This window comes from Oscillatoria sp. FACHB-1406 (assembly GCF_014698145.1).
GTDB lineage: Bacteria > Cyanobacteriota > Cyanobacteriia > Cyanobacteriales > Spirulinaceae > FACHB-1406.
Window position 1 is genome coordinate 1 of sequence record NZ_JACJSM010000004.1, and the last position, 16464, is coordinate 16464.

At 42.5% G+C, this 16464-nt stretch carries 14 protein-coding genes; 3 read left to right on the forward strand and 11 right to left on the reverse strand.

The annotated features are described in order from the left end of the window. Positions 1 to 86: 86 nt before the first annotated feature. Entirely contained in the window at positions 87 to 272 is a 186-nt protein-coding gene (locus H6G50_RS05700) for a DUF6516 family protein (RefSeq protein ID WP_190714172.1), read from the forward strand. Positions 273 to 291: 19 nt separating this feature from the next. On the opposite strand, the gene H6G50_RS05705 is transcribed toward H6G50_RS05700, so the two are convergent. From H6G50_RS05705 to H6G50_RS05715, 3 genes are all read right to left on the reverse strand, one after another. Continuing rightward, positions 292 to 735: a PIN domain-containing protein gene (locus H6G50_RS05705; RefSeq protein ID WP_190714174.1), complete on the reverse strand. Its 444-nt coding sequence runs from the start codon at positions 733 to 735 to the stop codon at positions 292 to 294. Next, the gene (locus tag H6G50_RS05710) at positions 736 to 1041 is read right to left on the reverse strand and encodes a hypothetical protein (RefSeq protein WP_190714176.1); all 306 of its coding nucleotides are present in this window, start codon (positions 1039 to 1041) and stop codon (positions 736 to 738) included. Between the two features lie 232 nt (positions 1042 to 1273). Then, positions 1274 to 2407, reverse strand: coding sequence for a glycosyltransferase family 1 protein (locus H6G50_RS05715; RefSeq protein ID WP_347239883.1), 1134 nt, complete (start codon positions 2405 to 2407; stop codon positions 1274 to 1276). Between the two features lie 162 nt (positions 2408 to 2569). Between H6G50_RS05715 and H6G50_RS05720 the strand changes: the two genes are divergently transcribed. Then, positions 2570 to 3298, forward strand: a complete 729-nt coding sequence (locus tag H6G50_RS05720) for a class I SAM-dependent methyltransferase (protein ID WP_190714181.1) — start codon at positions 2570 to 2572, stop codon at positions 3296 to 3298. Between the two features lie 304 nt (positions 3299 to 3602). On the opposite strand, the gene H6G50_RS05725 is transcribed toward H6G50_RS05720, so the two are convergent. Genes H6G50_RS05725 through H6G50_RS05755 form a run of 7 tightly spaced genes read right to left on the reverse strand, consistent with a single transcriptional unit; the run spans position 3603 to position 13302 of the window. Further along, positions 3603 to 5363: a hypothetical protein gene (locus H6G50_RS05725; RefSeq protein WP_190714183.1), complete on the reverse strand. Its 1761-nt coding sequence runs from the start codon at positions 5361 to 5363 to the stop codon at positions 3603 to 3605. Beyond that, positions 5360 to 6517, reverse strand: a complete 1158-nt coding sequence (locus H6G50_RS05730) for a glycosyltransferase family 4 protein (protein ID WP_190714185.1) — start codon at positions 6515 to 6517, stop codon at positions 5360 to 5362. Before H6G50_RS05730 ends, H6G50_RS05725 begins: the two co-directional genes overlap by 4 nt. Next, positions 6517 to 7473 carry a class I SAM-dependent methyltransferase gene (locus tag H6G50_RS05735; RefSeq protein WP_190714186.1) on the reverse strand — a complete coding sequence of 319 codons (957 nt, stop codon included), beginning with the start codon at positions 7471 to 7473 and terminating at the stop codon, positions 6517 to 6519. The genes H6G50_RS05730 and H6G50_RS05735 overlap by 1 nt, the downstream gene beginning before the upstream one ends. 3 nt (positions 7474 to 7476) lie before the next feature. Beyond that, entirely contained in the window at positions 7477 to 9864 is a 2388-nt protein-coding gene (locus tag H6G50_RS05740) for a glycosyltransferase (RefSeq protein ID WP_190714187.1), read from the reverse strand. Then, entirely contained in the window at positions 9843 to 11138 is a 1296-nt protein-coding gene (locus H6G50_RS05745; RefSeq protein ID WP_190714188.1) for a class I SAM-dependent methyltransferase, read from the reverse strand. Before H6G50_RS05745 ends, H6G50_RS05740 begins: the two co-directional genes overlap by 22 nt. After that, entirely contained in the window at positions 11135 to 12472 is a 1338-nt protein-coding gene (locus H6G50_RS05750) for an ABC transporter ATP-binding protein (protein WP_190714190.1), read from the reverse strand. The genes H6G50_RS05745 and H6G50_RS05750 overlap by 4 nt, the downstream gene beginning before the upstream one ends. Positions 12473 to 12501: 29 nt before the next feature. Then, the gene (locus tag H6G50_RS05755; protein WP_242032727.1) at positions 12502 to 13302 is read right to left on the reverse strand and encodes an ABC transporter permease; all 801 of its coding nucleotides are present in this window, start codon (positions 13300 to 13302) and stop codon (positions 12502 to 12504) included. Between the two features lie 134 nt (positions 13303 to 13436). Here H6G50_RS05755 and H6G50_RS05760 point away from each other — a divergent pair, with 134 nt between their 5' ends. Next, positions 13437 to 15725, forward strand: coding sequence for an O-antigen ligase family protein (locus H6G50_RS05760; protein WP_190714192.1), 2289 nt, complete (start codon positions 13437 to 13439; stop codon positions 15723 to 15725). Between the two features lie 31 nt (positions 15726 to 15756). Here the strand turns inward: H6G50_RS05760 and H6G50_RS05765 are convergent, their stop codons facing one another. Further along, positions 15757 to 16434 carry a Uma2 family endonuclease gene (locus H6G50_RS05765; RefSeq protein WP_190714194.1) on the reverse strand — a complete coding sequence of 226 codons (678 nt, stop codon included), beginning with the start codon at positions 16432 to 16434 and terminating at the stop codon, positions 15757 to 15759. Positions 16435 to 16464: the final 30 nt, after the last annotated feature.

Genomic DNA, 16464 nt, shown 5'->3' on the forward strand with positions numbered 1-16464 from the left:
AGTCTCCAGGATTTTTTGACGAAACTCCGTCGAATAGGCTTTCATAATGGCATTTCTAACCTTCTCTTTGACTGTACCTCACTCACGTGAAAATTGCTATAGATTCTGAAAATAACTTGATTTTTCGTTACGATAATACCGAACATCACCGCAAACTTAATCTTCCGACTTTCCCCCATCATAAACACGATCGCAGCGAAGACAATGTTATCGGCTCAGATGCCCCCTTTCTAATTGATGTCCTTAAAGAAATCGAAAATATTCGGGAATAGGAAAACTAGAAACCCATTTTTATGAAGAAACCCTTGTCGGACACACAACTATAATTTCAGAGTATCGAGTGAAATCATCAACATTAAAAGTCAGAATATGAGTCATGCCGCGAACCAGCATCGCTGCGACTAATCGGGCATCATGAACGTTAACACCACTGACTTTGTAAGTTATTACTAAACGCTCCCATTCTCGATAAATTGGAGGCGTATCTAACAAAAGAGGAAACAGGGTCTTTATGCGATTGATTTCGGCTTCAGCTTGAACCGTATTATACCCTAGTCCATTTCTATCTTTTGGGCGAGTACAAACGTTCCAGAGTTCTATCAAGTTTTGGGGTACAATATAAATTTCTTCTCCTCTATCTCGTAGTGTGGTGAGAGAATTAACTGCATCAAAATTCATCGGATGAATGATATCAATGCTTCGCAGCAGGACATTAGTATCGACTAAAAAGGACATCTAGCCTCTTTCTCCATAAATACTCTCCCGACTGATAGCTTCATCCGGAAGAGTAGGGAGATTCAATATTCTGTGACTTTCTACCCAATCCCTAAAGGCAAGCGACCATTCTTGGGGAGTCGCAGTCGCGTAAAAAGGAGAATCTACATTAACAACTAACTGCTCTAACAAAGAGTTTAGTAAAGGCTTAACTTGGGCAGAGGTACGATTTGTAATCCGCTCTATCGCACAGGCAATGGATTGAATCTCTTGTTGATTTTTCTGCTGAAAGTTATCCCAAGTGAATATTTCTGCATTTGGATTCATAGCACTTACGTTAATTCTGTCGATTTTAGCCCAGTCGAGTTTGCCGCAACATTTCACGCAAGCTTTCGCGCTAGGAGGGAGGACACTCGAACTTCTTCGCTTCCAGTTTATCGCAGCAGAGAACGAAGTAGGAAAATGCTGAGCGGGCGTGGGATACGGGGAAATTGGGATGGGGATGACGCGCTTGGCTTTGAGAGGGGAAACCTAAAAGCCGTTTTTTTTGAGAATGAAATTATAAAATCGAGCGATAAGCGGCTAAAGTTTCTAGGGCGGTTTTTTCCCAAGAAAAGAGTTTCGCTCTCTCTCGTCCTTTCTCAATTAAAGTTTGTCGCAGTTGCGAACTTTGGAGAACGTTAAAAATTGCCTCAGCTAACTCTAAAGGTTCGTCGGGGTTGACGAGTAGGGCTGCATCGCCCGCTACTTCGGGGAGGGAGGAAGTGTTCGCCGTGACGACGGGCGCGCCCAGTGTCATGGCTTCGAGGACTGGCAAGCCGAACCCTTCGTAATGGGAGGGGTAAACGAAGACATCGGCGTGTTGGTAGAACCAGGCGACATCGTTATCGCTGAGGTAGTTGAGGTGATGGATTTCGTGGGAGTAGGGAGAACGCGCGATCGCGTCTAAAATCGGTTCGTACTTCCATCCCTTCTGCCCGATGAGAACCAACTGCTGCTCGATGCGGTATTTTTGTTTGAGATAGTTAAACGCTTCGACAATCGCGACGATATTTTTGCGCGGTTCGAGAGTGCTGACGAAGAGGAGGTAAGGGCGCGAGAAGTTGTAGGGGGCTTGGGGTTGGGGGAGGGAGGCGAGGAGGGGTTGTTCGCCGGAGTAGCGACTGGCGAGGGGCGTTACCCATATGCGATCGGGGTCGAAGTTGAGGTATTCTACAATATCGCGCTTGGAGCTTTCGGAGATGGTAATTACCAAATCCGTCCACTCTAGACAGCGTTGAATGCGTTTAAAGTAGGTTTTGACAACAGAGTTAATGTATTGGGGGTATTTCGCACAGGTAAGATCGTATATCGTCATCACCTTAAGCGGGTACTTGTATGGATAAACGTTGTAGTTGGTGCCGTGGAAAATGTCAGGTGAGTTAAGACTAGACTCGAAACAGAGGGGGAATATGAATGGGGCGCGATCGAGCAATAGATTAGAAATTCTGACCGGCAGGGGCAGCAAATAACGGTGAGAATAGGCATCGAGAAAATTAGGAAGTTCAAGCTTCCCTCGCAGCCAATTTTTGAGACCGGGTTGATAGGCGATCGATAATTCAAAGTTTTCTTTTGTTTGGATAGCATCAAAAAAATAAATTAAATTTGCAATATATAAACCAACTCCACTAGGACGAGGAGTAAGAGCAGTCACGTCAATTGTGCAATAAAACATCAATTAGAATTTGAGCCTGTGAATACAGTCGTGTAAAAGGAGATGAATGTATAATTATTCACCTTTATCAATTCTATTGACATTCACTTACGAGTGGCTTACAATGGCGCGCAGGTGTGAGCGAACGGTGAGATAAAGGCTATGCAAGTACAAATTGAAGATCGAAACTATAAAGTAAAAGACTATCTAGCACGGTCGAAGGATTTTTATAGTTTAACTAAATACCAACTGGTTTTAAACTGGCTGCCTCGAGAAAAAGAATTAAGAATTCTTAATGCGGGCTGTGGCTCTGGCGAAATGAACTTGCTTCTTGCTCAAAACAAGTCTTGGAAAATCGATGCTTTAGATATTGATGAAGCAGCAGTTAGCCTCTCTAAAGTTCTCAAAGAAAGAGCAGGAATTGATAACCTTCAAGTCTTTCACTCTAGCATAGAAGATTTTCAGTCTCCCCATCTCTACGACGTTATTGTGTCCAACGATGTTTTAGAGCATATTGAGGATGATGCGCGTGCTTTAGAAAAACTGCATTCATTGCTGAAACCCAATGGTTATCTCTGCATCTCTGTTCCAGCATTCCAAATTCTTTTTGGCTATCACGATAAAATGTTAGGGCATTATCGTCGATATAGTTGTGAAACTTTGGCTAACAGAGTATCCAAATTTTTTGATATTCGGAAAATCCGTTATTTCGGACTAGTTCTCATACCTATTGTTATGCTCTACAGTTGTTTGCTTAAAAAACAGTATCCAGTCGAGCGAGTTTCGTACAAGTCCTTGCCGACAAAGTTAATTAAAAGCATTCTCAATTTGGAAGCCAAATTTGGCAGTCCTATTGGAATATCGTTGATTTTATTAGCCAGAAAAAGTTAGAAAATCTGCTGGGGGGACAAGCACCTTTGAAGCCGAAAAGAGTAAGCCTTTCAGGTTCAGATTGCTCGAAAACATACTGAGCCTTTTTAGCGGGATTTTAGGGATAGAAATATTATGAAATCGTGCTCGCATCGTTGGAAGGATCCGAAAAATGCTCGTACCTTTGCTAAATCAATTAAGCCTAGTTAAGATGAGATTTATTTAGTGCAATATCAGTAAGAATTGGTATGAGTATGCCTCCCAAGCTTATCTAGAAAACTTGTCTCATATCTACTAAAACTTATAAAAGTAACTTTTTAAAATCTTATTGAATTATTGTAATCTGACTCTCTAGCCAAGGAGAGTCAAAAGTTTGAGGTTCTTCAATTAATCTAATCGATGAAATTTTTAAAGATTTTTTAAAGGTGACTAAATTTCTAACCGGCTGTTTATCAATTTCTTGAACAATATTTTCATCATTATTAATTAGTATTTTGAAATAAGTTGGGTAGTTAGGAGGAATCCATAATGAGTTAGAATTTATTAGCTGTAACGCTTTTATCTTGTTGTTATTTTTGAAATCAATCTTTAAACAAGCCGGTGCGTTTCCTGATGCTTCTCTAAAAATTGTGTATTGCTCGGAACTTACGACTTTAGAGTAGCAAGTAAAAAAAGGTGATAAACTTATTATCAAACATAAAACAATTAAGATTTTATATGTAATTTTATATTGTATTACCGAACTAATAACAATAATTGTTGTTAGCAAAAAAGTTCCTATTAATAATTGAGTAATTGTTTGGTTGTATCCAAACGTTCCTAGAGTTGTGATATCCGAGGGTAAAATTAGTCCGAAGTTAATTGGTATAATTTTAAATAACTTAATGTAAGTTAACGAATTTAATCGGTTTTCTAAATACGAATTAGGACTAGTTATGAAAAATATAAAATTAATGATGTTGATGATAAACAATGGAATTATTGGTAAATAGAAAAAATTCTTTTTTGAATTATAGTACATCCAACAATATAATCCAATACTTAAGAATGGAATGGCCGCTACCCAAAATCTAGCTGTCATAGATTCTGATGCTAATCCCCAAATAAAAGTGATGACATATAGGAAAAGTAGCGACAATGCTTGAATGGCTAGTCTATTTTTCTTTAAGCAACCGATGATTAATCCAGGAAATCCGAACAAGAGAATAGGAGAATACGCTAAAAGTCCATGTTGTGAACTAAAAAGTTGCATTCCAAGGCGTTCAAAAAAAGTATCTATAGCTGGAGAAAAGGGCGCACTTGCACTGCCAGTGATTGAACCAAATAAATAAGTTTGATACTTCACAAAACAACTGTAACCTAGAAATACCAATATTACTTGAATAACTATTTGTAACTTGTCTGTACTTTTTGATTTCTGATGTTTATTTAAAATATTGGATGCAAAGATAAATCCTACTAATCCTAAAGATACCAATAAACATCTAATGTGAATAAAAGGTAGTAATATAGCAAAAAAAAGTGATAAATATTGATTAAATAATTCAAATTCTTCTTTTTTATCTTTATTTATAAAAAATAAAGATAGAGTGATGCAACTCATTAGCATAACTTCTGGATAAATAAGCTTCAAATATGCAATTAAAGGTAGTGAAAACGAAATAGAAGCAATTGTAAGTTCACTAAAATAGCTATTATTATTTTTGAAATCATTAAAGTAGGAATTAAGTAAATTGTATAAACAAATTATTCCTATAATGCCTAATGTAAAATTAGCCCAACGAGCTATTTCTAAATTGAAATTAGCTAGTAAAGAACCATATAGTAAACTGGATGCGATAGTTTGCCTGGGCTTATCGAGCTTTCCGAACGTAAAAAAATTGAATTCATGCTTTTCTAGAAAGTTCGCCCAAGTAGCTTCACTTGGATAAAACTTAAGATTGGTAAAAATCCCTAAGCCTTGGTATATATATGTTGGTTCGTCTCCGGTACATATTAATTTTTCAATTAAAATATGTATAATTATAAGACTTAAAAGCAAGAAAAATATAAATTTCTTTTTTTTATCTAACTTAATAAAACTCATATTTTTTCTGAAAATTGAGCGATAACTTTAGACCATAAATAACTCGATTTCACATGGCTGTCACCCTGGTTTCCCATTTTCTTTTTGAGAACACCGTTGATTACTTCTAAACAAACAGTAAATTCTTCTCGATCGCAATACCATAGCCCACCATTCGCGCGCCGACATTGCCCCACTAAAACATCGCACCTCCCATTAACTAATACAGCTTTCCCCATCGTCCAGGCTTCCAATAAAACAATCGACAGGCTTTCGTAGGGCGAAGGCATAACGAGTAAATCGCAGGCAGCAAGAGCATCCCATTTCGTTTGCTCGTCCACGAAACCCAAAGCAATAATATCGGGGTGTTCGGGAATTGTCATGACTGACTTCCCTAACAAGACTAACTTTCTGGGCTGAGACTCCTGACTGCGGAGGTAGATGAAGTAGTCGAATAACTCCTGGCAGCCTTTGGATGGATCAATTCTGCCAATATACAGTAAAAAGGGATCGCGAATGTTATATTTTTGGCGAAATCGTTCTGCGTTGTAACTATCGGGTGGTTCAACACCGACTCCAATAACGGGGCCGTCGATGCCGAGGTGCGGAAAGCGTTTTTGGATGAAGCTTTTTTCTTCGGGAGTATTAAAAATAAAGCCGCGCGGTTTTTTGAAAAATTCGTCCCACATCGTCATGTAAATCGTCCATTCGTCGTGGGCGAGGGGTTCGAGGTAGGCTTTTTCGGCGACGAGAGGAAGGATAAAGTAGGTTGTGGCGTAAAGATAACCAAAAAAAATGAAAGCGTCGTAATCGTTATGATGTTTGCTCACAAAGTCAATCAGGTCTGTGGAGAGGGGACCTTGGGTTTTCATCCAAGTTTCTTGTTCTTCTAATGAAGCGGTTTTAAGACGGGGAGCAAGCTTTTCGGAGAGTCGGTTAAAGGCTTTGACGTTACGCTTTTGGCTGACACGGAATCGCCGAACTTTTGCCCCTTTAATGACTTCTACTCCAACGGGATAATGATTCTCCCAAGTCATGTAATCGAGAGCGCAGGTGGTGAGAATTTCGACTTCCCAATGTTGCGCCATGTGCTGGGCAATTTTAAGGCAAAGATTTTCGGCTCCCCCACCGACTTCGGTTCCGCAACGTTGAACGACAAAGGCAACTTTGGTCATTATTCTAATTCTTCTGGAGGATAGCTGCGATAGAGAAATGAAGGTTTTTTGGAATGACCGGGCTGGGAATTTATCGCCTTGACAAAAAGGTATTGTCCTAAGTCCTGTTCTCGTGCTTGAAGAACGGGTTTCAGTTTGGAGAGTGCAATATAATTTCCAGCATTATTCTGATGAACGTCAGCACTAAATAAGGTCTCGATCTCAAATCCTAAATAAGTTAATAATAAATAAAGTTCGTGCTTATTATATTCCCGATTGTGTCTGCCGTAGGGGCCGTAGCCTGAATAAGGATCGTAGATGTTTGCGCCTGCTATCATTTTTGCAACATTTTCTAAGCGGCTGACGTTAGGCGTTGTTAAAATTAGCGCTCCGTCCGGTTTTAAGATACGTTTGATTTCTCGTAAAACGGCAACGGGATCGAGAAGGAGATGTTCGATAATTTCGCAAAAAAAGACGACATCAAATTGGCTCTCTTGAAATGGGAACTTTTCTTGTTCGATATTGAAGTGGTAGGATTTTAACTCAACGCGATTATGCTTTTCAGTCTTAAAATCTCGAAAATTTACAGACTGGGAAACCAGCGAGTCTAATTCAGAGCCGAAGTAGTTGGCTAATGTGAGTTGTAGGGGTGAAAACTCTCGAAGCAAAAAGGTGGTAAAGTAAGGATTTGCACCGAGTTCGAGGGCTTGCCCCGACAAATTCCTAGCGAGTCCATAGGTATAAACAAATCGCCTGAAGTCTTGAGTGCAGTAATTTGCCATTTCCTGGGGCGGTGCATCGGAAACTAACACGGATTGAAGGAACTGAAAAAGTTGCCCTTCGCTAACCCCTTCAGGCAGGGGAAGTGGGGGGCAAAGCGGGAACATATCTTCTGAATTTCCTGCGAGATTTTCCTTCAATTTTCGTTTGGCTTTCCCTAGGGAGCGACGAAAGCTACTGACAAAACTAGGCTTCATACTCTAACTTTGTTCTAATTGATGGATCAGTCGGTCTATGTCTTGGCGCACGTTAGCGAGTAAAAAGCGATCGCGCTCCTTTCGCTGAGATTTTACCACCCGATCGCGCCATTCCCTCTCCCATACCAATATTTTTGCCAGCGCCGCCACCTCCAGCAAATTGTCCTTACTAAAAAACATTACTCCCCCACCTTGCAGCGTTTCCGGAACGGCACTGCTTTTATAAGCGAGAACGGGTATATCGAACCACATCGCCTCCACTAACGGTACGCCGAATCCTTCATGCTCGCTCATCGACCAGAATAGGTGAGCAGTGCGATAAAAGGCAAGCAGTTGCGCGTCGTTAACTTTCCCGGTAATCCAAACGCGCTGCTGCAATCCCAACTCTTCAATTAACTTCAGCAGATAGCAGTAGTAGGGTTCGCGTTCGCTCCCCCACCCAACCAAAATCAGACGCGCTCCTGAATCCATCGTCAGGTATTCGGCGAATGCGCGCACCAAGTCATCCTGTTTCTTATTAGGAGCAATTCTACCAACAAATAGGAGATTTCTCTCACCGTCTTGGAGTCGTTCCATTAACTCCGTATCCGGCGCAATATCCCACTTACCGGGGTCTACAATAATAGGAAGGACGCTCGGTTCCTGAAAGCCCGCAGCCGCGAGTTCGGAAGCGTTGTAGGCGGAGTCTCCCACCGATAAGGAAAAAGCCGTCGCGAGGGCAGAAAGTTCCTGACGACCTCCTTCGAGCAGTTGAGCAAATTGAGGGTCGAAGGGGTGAAAAAATTCGGCAGGGGTAATATTGTGATAAATCAAGCCTTTGGGTGCGGGATGGCTGATGGCTAAAGGCGTGACTTCCGAACCGATAGAATGATGATAGAGAAGTCCTGCATTTGCATCCAGTTTAGTTTCGGTTAATAGTTTAACTTCGCTCAACACTCGTTCTTCGACGTAACGAACAAAAATTTCAGACTCATATCCCCGATTGCGAAGATATTGGCGCACATTCAGCGCTTGATTGGAAATCGCATCGCCGTAGCTGAAGTTAGGAAGAAGTTGGTGAATAGCTTGAAGCTTTCGCGGCACAGAAGAAACTGTTTGAATAGGAGTTCTGTCCCCGAAGAAATGCGTTCCTAATTTTAATAAAATACTTTTACTATCAGAACTTGCACTTTCATCGAGCAATCCTAACGCGCCTTCGTAGCGCTCCATCACCTTATCCCAAACGGCGCAATTTTCAGCGTAAATATAACCTCGTTTCCCAAGCTCTGACAGTTCTAAAGGGTTTAAACAGTCAACCGTTGCAAATACCTCCGCCCATTCTGCCTCCGTCTCTGCCAACCAACCCCCACCGGCGGCTGAAACTGCCATTGCTGTTGCTAAGCAATCTCGATGGGCGGCTACAGGGCGTTCTTTAAACCACGCTTCCATAATAACGCGGGAATAACTTTCGTTGCGGCTCGGTTGAAATAGGGCTTGACAATTTTCCAGTAATGCTATCTTTTCGGCTTCTTCAACTAACCCCAAATCGACAATTCCTACGGTTAAATCTTGATACGATACATTACCCGGACCGGCTAGAACAAGTTTGAGCAGTGAATCGGGATATTTTTCTTTAAAAATCGTGTAAGCTCGAACGAGGAGATCGGTATTTTTGGTAGAGTCGCGACGACCGAGACAGAGAATAAATGCTTCCTGTTGAGGTGCAAAATTACCGATCTTTTCGATAATGTCTCGCGATTCTAGGTTAACTTCTACCCCCGCTCCAGCGACAATACTTTTATTATGGATGCCCGGACCGAAAAGCTTGCGAGCGAGTTGAGCTTCTCCTTCGCTGATGAAAAGCAAACCTTTGGCACGATGAAAAATGTCGGCAACTTCAGGAAGGTAGGCGTAAACTTCATCGTGCAGGCAGGGCTGAAGATAGGCGCGCTCTGCAACGAAGGGTAAACCGTTTAGGATAATGCCGTAAAGGTAAGGTAAAAAAATGAAAGCGCGATAGTCGCGGGCGTGTTGGCGGAGATAGTGAAGGAGTTTATCGGAGTTAATATTTTGGGCGGCGAAGATGGCGGATTCGGCGGCGGAAACGGGGGAAACGCCAATTTTTAGGCGATGGCGCTCTATCCCTAGCATGACGCTGTTCGCTCGGTCAAAAGCACCCGCATCGCGCTTGTTAACCGGAAAGCGACGAACTTTCAGACCTGCTTCGCGCGTCACGCCTGACCGATAATAATTCTTTTCCCAATTGTCTTGAAAGGCGCGACAGCAAGTGGTGAGAACTTCAACGCGATGCCCCCGGGCGGCAAGGCGCGTGGCGACTTGATAGGCTTGTTGTTCTGCGCCGCCTTTTAATTCTTTGCCCCACCAAGGAGTTACGACAGCAATGGGTTGCATGGTTTATATCCAATGACAGCGTAATCTTGCGGCCCGTAGAAGTATTCGTTGAATCGCTGAGTTAGTTCTTCGGCACCTTCAATTTTTAGAGCTGCATTATAGGGATGCAGCGGTAAGATTTCGACGGCATCAAAGCCCGCATTATCCAATACAAACTGCACGAGCTCTCCGGGTAAGGGATTGCGATGTGTAGGATCGAGGTAAAAGGTACGACTGCTAACGAGGACATTTTGGGGATTCGGGGTTTCAAAAATGGCAACACCGCCCGGTTGGAGGACGCGGAGGGTTTCTTGCAGCAAGCGTAGAAGGGCGGGAAAGGGAAGGTGTTCGATGATGTGAAAGCCTGTTACGGCACTCAGACTATTATCGGGTAAGTTACGGAGGTGCGCGATCGCGTCGGCTTCATAAACTTCCAAATTCCGACTGCGGCACTCCTCCAACATGACTTGATTGAGATCGATTCCTTTAGCTTTATAGCCCTTATTTTGCAGCAATTCCAGCCATTCGCCGCGCCCGCATCCTAAATCCAATATTTCATTCGCTTGGGCTGGGTTTGCACGCTCGATATACGGCAGGTACACTGCAAGACGTTCGGCGATCGCATTATAGCTTCCCCTAAATCGTTCTTCAAACGCAACGTAGAACGCATCGAGTAAATGGTCTTCCCCAGCCGAAGATGAGGAAACAGACGATGTTGTTGCTTCTCCACCTGTTTGGGAACGGAGAGATTTGAGTAGGTCAGCATAAGCTCGTTGACTGTGCGAAAGTTCGAGTTGAAGAGCTTTGATTTGATGATTTAGCTTTTGTTCTAAGGCTTGATGTCTTTGTTCTAAGGCTTGATGTCTTTGTTCTAAGGCTTGATGTCTTTGTTCTAAGGCTTGATGTCTTTGTTCGTGTTTTTGCTCTAAGGCTCGATTTTTTTCGCTAGCAATCCGTTCTAGCTCTCCAATCGCCTCAATTAAATCTTGGTTAACAACTTGCTGCTTTTTAAAAGTAAAGTTATAAAGCTTTAGTAAAGTTTTTCTGATTTTTTCTTGATTGAAAGGGAATCGATTGAATTTATTGGGTAATTTCTCGAGATTTTGAGAATTTATTCTGGCATCTTCTAGCAATGATTCAAATCGACTCATAGAGAGCGATCGAGCGAGCAAGGAATTGTCTCCTATCGAAGTATCGTTAGAAGTAATTTGTTTTGACTTACGACGAGCAACCTCTTCCCTTACTTGCTCCATCAACTCGTCTACATTGATTTCCGAATTATTATTATCTATCATAAAGGGTTTTCGTCTCTGTTAAAAGAAGCGAGCACTTGCTCATCTTTTCCCAATTTTTTTTGTATTCCCACTCCCAAAAGTGCAGAATTTTGCGGTTCGATTGAAGCGCGAGCATCTAAATCAATCAAGCCATCGCATTGCGTGGGATTAATGACTTCTAACAAAACTAAATCATCTAGCCAGTCATAACTAATTCCTTCAGAAGAATGCAGCCCTATCGAAACTGAATAGAGTCCTTTATTTAAAAAACAAGGCATTTCAAAGGTGACGACCATCGTTTCCTGCTGAGTTAAGCAAGGAATCGTCATTCCTAAAAGGCGAGTGTTTGTTCCGTAAAGAATAACTCCAGTTAATGTTCTTAAAGAAAAACCAACAATAAGGTCGTCAATAGGAGAGTTCGCTTCTAAGGTAACTTGAATTTTAAAACTCGAACCGGTTGCCACTTTTCCTTTTAAGTTAACACCCACAAGATCGGTAACGATCGCGGATTTAATCATCGCGATCGCGTTACCATGTCGGTGATACTCTTCACTCCGTCCATCATCAGCTTCCCGAGCGGACGGCTCATCAGTTGTCGGAGATTGGGTATATTCGCTGGAGTTATCCGAACTTAACAGAGCAATATAGCGATCCGCGACATATTTGGGCGTACCTCGAGCGAAAATTTCCCCGCTATGGAGCAAAATTGCGCTCTGACACAGAAATTTGACGTTCGATAAGTCGTGGGATACGAACAGCAGCGAAATCCCCTCATCTTGCAGTTGTCGGATTTTTTTCATGCAGCGAGCTTGGAATCTTGCATCGCCCACCGCTAGAGCTTCATCGACGATGACAATTTGCGCGTCGATGTGCGTGGCAACAGCAAAAGCGAGGCGGACTGCCATACCGCTAGAATAGGTTTTGAGCGGTTGGTCGAGAAAATCGCCAATATCCGCAAATCCAGCAATACTATCAAATTTGGCTTCGATTTCTTTTTTGGTCAATCCTAAAATCTGACCGTTGAAAAAGACGTTTTGTCGCCCGGTAAATTCTGGATTAAAGCCGCTACCGAGCTCGAGCAGGGCAGAAACGCGACCTTTCACTTCCATAGTCCCCGTTGTAGGAGTCAGCGTTCGCGCGATAATTTGCAGTAGCGTGCTTTTACCCGAACCATTTTGCCCGACGATGCCGAGGGTTTCGCCTCGGGCGACTTCGAGGTTAATATTTCGCAGCGCCCAAAACTCTTTGCCGCGTTTGCTTCCCGGTAGCAAAATGTCTTGCAAGCGATCGCGAGAACGCTGGTAGCAGTGGTAACATTTAGAGATATTATCGAGCGCGATCGCGATATCACCCATAGCAACAGGACAGTATTTTAAAAATCTTACTAGAGTACATCGGCAAATCCCGGACGCAAACGCTGATAAAGAGCAAAACCGCCAAGAAAAATGACGAGGGAAACGGCTGAAGCTACCCCCCATTCGCCCAAATGGTTAACCTCTCCTGCTAGAACCAAATCTCGATAAACCTCCGCGATCGCTGCCAAAGGATTGAGCCAAAATACCCAACCTCGCAACTGTTCGGGAATTACATTAGCTGGATACACGATTGGAGTCAAGTAAAAGCCCAAATTTAACGCCACGCCAAGTGTTTGAGGAATATCCCGCAGGAATACAGTCAATCCCGCGCAAAAATAACTCAGTCCTGCGGTGAGAAGGAATTGCGGTAGCCAGACGAGAGGAAGAAGGGCTAACGTTTCCGGCAAACGTCCAGAAGAAATTGCAGATAATACGATTAAAGCAGCTAAACCCAGCGCACTTTCAATTAATGCAGATAAAACGGGAACCACGGGCAGCATTTCTAGCGGAAACACCACTTTTTTCACTAAATTTGGCTGATTGACCACAGAACCCGTCGCTTGTATCAGTCCGCTGGTAAAGGCAATCCAAGGGAGCAATCCGGCAAAGAGCCACAGACCAAAAGCAATGTTATTATCTTCCGGCAAGCCTTTTAAACTGAGCTTGACCTTCAGGACGATTGAAAAAACGTAGGTATAAATGAGTAACTGAGACAGTTGATTGATGAGGGGCCACAAATTCCCCAAAATAGAACCTTTGTAACGTGCTTCTAAGTCTCGTCGTACTAAGGATTGCAGTAAGCCGAACTTAGCTTTCCATGCAGGTTTCAAGGGTAACTTGCTCGCAAGATTCGATAATTTAGACAGATATCCTCCTTACAGCGGGGTTATTTCTCTATATATTAGACGAAGCGCGATCGCGATCGCCCCCAAAATCCGCCACAATCCCTTTTTTATCGACGAACATGAAGGCTCAAAGAGTGCAGCTTTATTATGTAGCTTTAACTATTGGACTTGCCGCCATTACAATTGTTTATTTATTAGTTCCTGTCTATCCCGCTTATACTTTGCCCGTTACTCCAGATTTATTTGGAGTTGCTGTCGTTAGCGCTCTACTGGCTACTGCTTGGAAAATTGGCAAACCGTTAACCCTTCCTTTTGTATTGCGTCGCAGCGAGCTTATTGTTATTGGATTGATTTGGTTTAATCTTTTGATTTTAATTGCTCCTAGAGCATTTTTATCATTATTTAAAACGCCGGGACAGCAATGGATTCCCTGCAAGATTATTCCAGGGTTTGCTCCTAAGCTAGAGTGTCTTATGCAAGCTGCGGTTAACCAGCACTATGGAATTAGAAACTTTTTTATTTTCTTTACAGGTGTTATTTTAGCTACGCTGGTTTTTTTCCTAGGACGAACAGTGCGAGAGGCTTGGAAATTCTTACTGAGTTCTATTGTATTTGGAGCTACAATCGTTACTGGAACTGGTTTTTTAGGAGAGATGTTAAAGATAGACCAGTTTCTACCTAAAAGTTTAGTCAACAGCGTCTACGGCTCCTACGATTATAAAATGACGCAGATATTTGATAATCCGGGTCCTGTTTGGACGTATTTAGCACCCGGTTTAGCTATTACATTATGGTTGAGTCTTTCAATGCGCGATCTGTATAGGAGAATTTTAGCGATCGCGTTATCCTGTTTCTTTACATTAGGAATTTTAGCGACGGGTCAACGAGGAGGATTTTTACTCTGCCTGCTTTATCTAACAATTTGCAGCATTTACTCCTCGATTAAAGGTTGGAAAAAACGAAACTTTCCGATTTTAATGATTGGAGGAGTAATATTAGCAGGCGTAGGTAGTAGTGTATACAGCTTGGTACGCAATCCTTTATTGATTTCTGAAACTGCTGGAAAAATTGGCTATTCCTGGAAGAGCGCTCCGATGTTCTTTGATGATATGCGTTATAAACTCTGGGTTGCAGCTTGGAATATATTTAGAGAATCGCCCCTTCTGGGACACGGGTATGCGAGTTGGTTTCAATTGAATTCGCAAGCTTTTAAATCAAACTCTTCGATCGGCGTATTTCATAGCGCTCATAACTGGTTTGTACAACTTCCTGTAGAATTTGGTTTATGTCACTCTACTATCTTTTTTTCTATAATCCTCCTCATTTTCTTGGTAGCTTTGCGTTGTCAAGATACTGCAAGCAAAAAAATATTAGTTATTTTACTGACAATAGCTTTTATTGTACCTTCTTTTTTAGGAAATCTTGATGACATCAGACCTGTATTTTATGCTCATATTATTTCATGGGCGACTCTGCTTGGAAAATATAGTGATAGAAATCTTGAGGCAAAAAATGCTTATAAATTTATTCATAAGAATGAAAAGATACGGATTTATAATATCTTCAATAAGAAAGTAATTTTAATTGTTCCCATAATGGCTGCACTGATAATAATATTTTGTTTTCTTAACTTTACCTGGGGAGGTTCCGCTTTTGAAGCTAATTTAGCTCAACCCAGTCGATCGGTTTTTCGATGGCTAGGGCAATCAGCTAACATTGCCACTTTTAGAACTGCGGAAAACAGAGCTTATTCATTGTCAGAACTACAACCCTTTGAAAAACCAATCGCAGTTCGCTTTAAAGATTTACAGATTGACGTAAATTCAGATGAAAGCATATCTCTAGCCTTAGAAAATGGTTCTAAATGGCTTCCAAAACGTCACCCCGTATCTTTTTCTAAAGGAATGCCTGATACTGCTCGCTGGATTAGCGCCGGAATTAACTATCCTTTCATACAATCTAACTTAGCCATTTCCTGGTCGAAAAGTTTATTTTGGTGGGAGGATTTTGGCGGAACTTTGGGGCGTTGGTGCGGGAAAGAATGTTGGTTTTTAGCAAAGAGTTGCGGCCATCGCGATCGCTTGGATTTTTCTCTATTCGCTCCGAGAAAGGATTTAACGGCAGCAACACCGCTCTCTATTGAGGTTACGACTTACCCGCTACCGACTGGCGGTACTTTTTCCAGTCAGACGCTAGCCAGTTTGCCACAACCGTTAGCCCAGCAGCAGTTCCAGTTACAAAATCCCGAAGAACGCCTAAGCGTCGGCGTTGAAGGGAAAAGAGATTTGGCATGGTATTTAGTGCGGGTTGGAACCCGTTCGACGCTAAATCCGAAGACGAGCGGTTTATCGGAGGATAATCGCGATTTGGGAGTGGTAGTGGGCGAGGCTGTTTGCAGCAACAATTAACTGCTGTGGTATGCGTTATACAGGCAATGGGCTACGATTCAGAAAGTTTCCGCAGAAAAGCTTGATGTTCTGCTGAGGCTAATCCTTCGTTTAAAATCGATAGTACGCGCTGCATATTTCCGGCTAATAATTCCCGCGTGGCTAACCATAAACCCGGAAAAGTTTGACTGCGAATGATTCCCGCCTCATCCATCGGTAAGGACACATATTTCCCTTCCTGCCAAACAAACCAGTCCAATTTTTGCTCGAAGACCTGCCAGACAAAGTATTCTTGCACCTGATTGCGCCGATAAGCGCGTTTCTTATCCCCTAAATCGATCGCGGCACCACTGGCAGCAATTTCAGCAATAAATTCGGGCGCACCTTCAATATAATCATCTTTGCTCAGTCGGGCTTGTCCGCCCCGTTGTTTGTCGAGGAATAAAGCAATATCGGGTTGAGGGGCGTTGTCGAGATCGAGACGCACTGTGGGATTATTGCCCAGCAGAACTCCCGGAGTAAAAGTTTGATAAATCCCAAACCAACTTATCAGATGAGCATGGGGTTCTGCGTGACTCTTAAACCTTACGCTCGCAGTTAGATAAACCACTCCTTCAATTAACTCTGCCTTCTTGAGATGGGGCATCGCATTGTAGCGGCGCTCAAATTCATAGCGATTCAGGCGATCGCCGTTTTCGAGTGGGGGGATACGTTGGGCAAAACTAACCATTGGGGAGCCTCGAGTTAAAGAGTTGGTTAA

What these genes read in the sequence shown, in the direction of transcription:
- H6G50_RS05735 (WP_190714186.1), bottom strand. Translation starts at nt 7,473, where the DNA reads ATGAAGCCTAGTTTTGTCAGTAGCTTTCGTCGCTCCCTAGGGAAAGCC.
- H6G50_RS05750 (WP_190714190.1), bottom strand. Translation starts at nt 12,472, where the DNA reads ATGGGTGATATCGCGATCGCGCTCGATAATATCTCTAAATGTTACCAC.
- H6G50_RS05730 (WP_190714185.1), bottom strand. Translation starts at nt 6,517, where the DNA reads ATGACCAAAGTTGCCTTTGTCGTTCAACGTTGCGGAACCGAAGTCGGT.
- H6G50_RS05725 (WP_190714183.1), bottom strand. Translation starts at nt 5,363, where the DNA reads ATGAGTTTTATTAAGTTAGATAAAAAAAAGAAATTTATATTTTTCTTG.
- H6G50_RS05745 (WP_190714188.1), bottom strand. Translation starts at nt 11,138, where the DNA reads ATGATAGATAATAATAATTCGGAAATCAATGTAGACGAGTTGATGGAG.
- H6G50_RS05760 (WP_190714192.1), top strand. Translation starts at nt 13,437, where the DNA reads ATGAAGGCTCAAAGAGTGCAGCTTTATTATGTAGCTTTAACTATTGGA.
- H6G50_RS05710 (WP_190714176.1), bottom strand. Translation starts at nt 1,041, where the DNA reads ATGAATCCAAATGCAGAAATATTCACTTGGGATAACTTTCAGCAGAAA.
- H6G50_RS05705 (WP_190714174.1), bottom strand. Translation starts at nt 735, where the DNA reads ATGTCCTTTTTAGTCGATACTAATGTCCTGCTGCGAAGCATTGATATC.
- H6G50_RS05720 (WP_190714181.1), top strand. Translation starts at nt 2,570, where the DNA reads ATGCAAGTACAAATTGAAGATCGAAACTATAAAGTAAAAGACTATCTA.
- H6G50_RS05740 (WP_190714187.1), bottom strand. Translation starts at nt 9,864, where the DNA reads ATGCAACCCATTGCTGTCGTAACTCCTTGGTGGGGCAAAGAATTAAAA.
- H6G50_RS05765 (WP_190714194.1), bottom strand. Translation starts at nt 16,434, where the DNA reads ATGGTTAGTTTTGCCCAACGTATCCCCCCACTCGAAAACGGCGATCGC.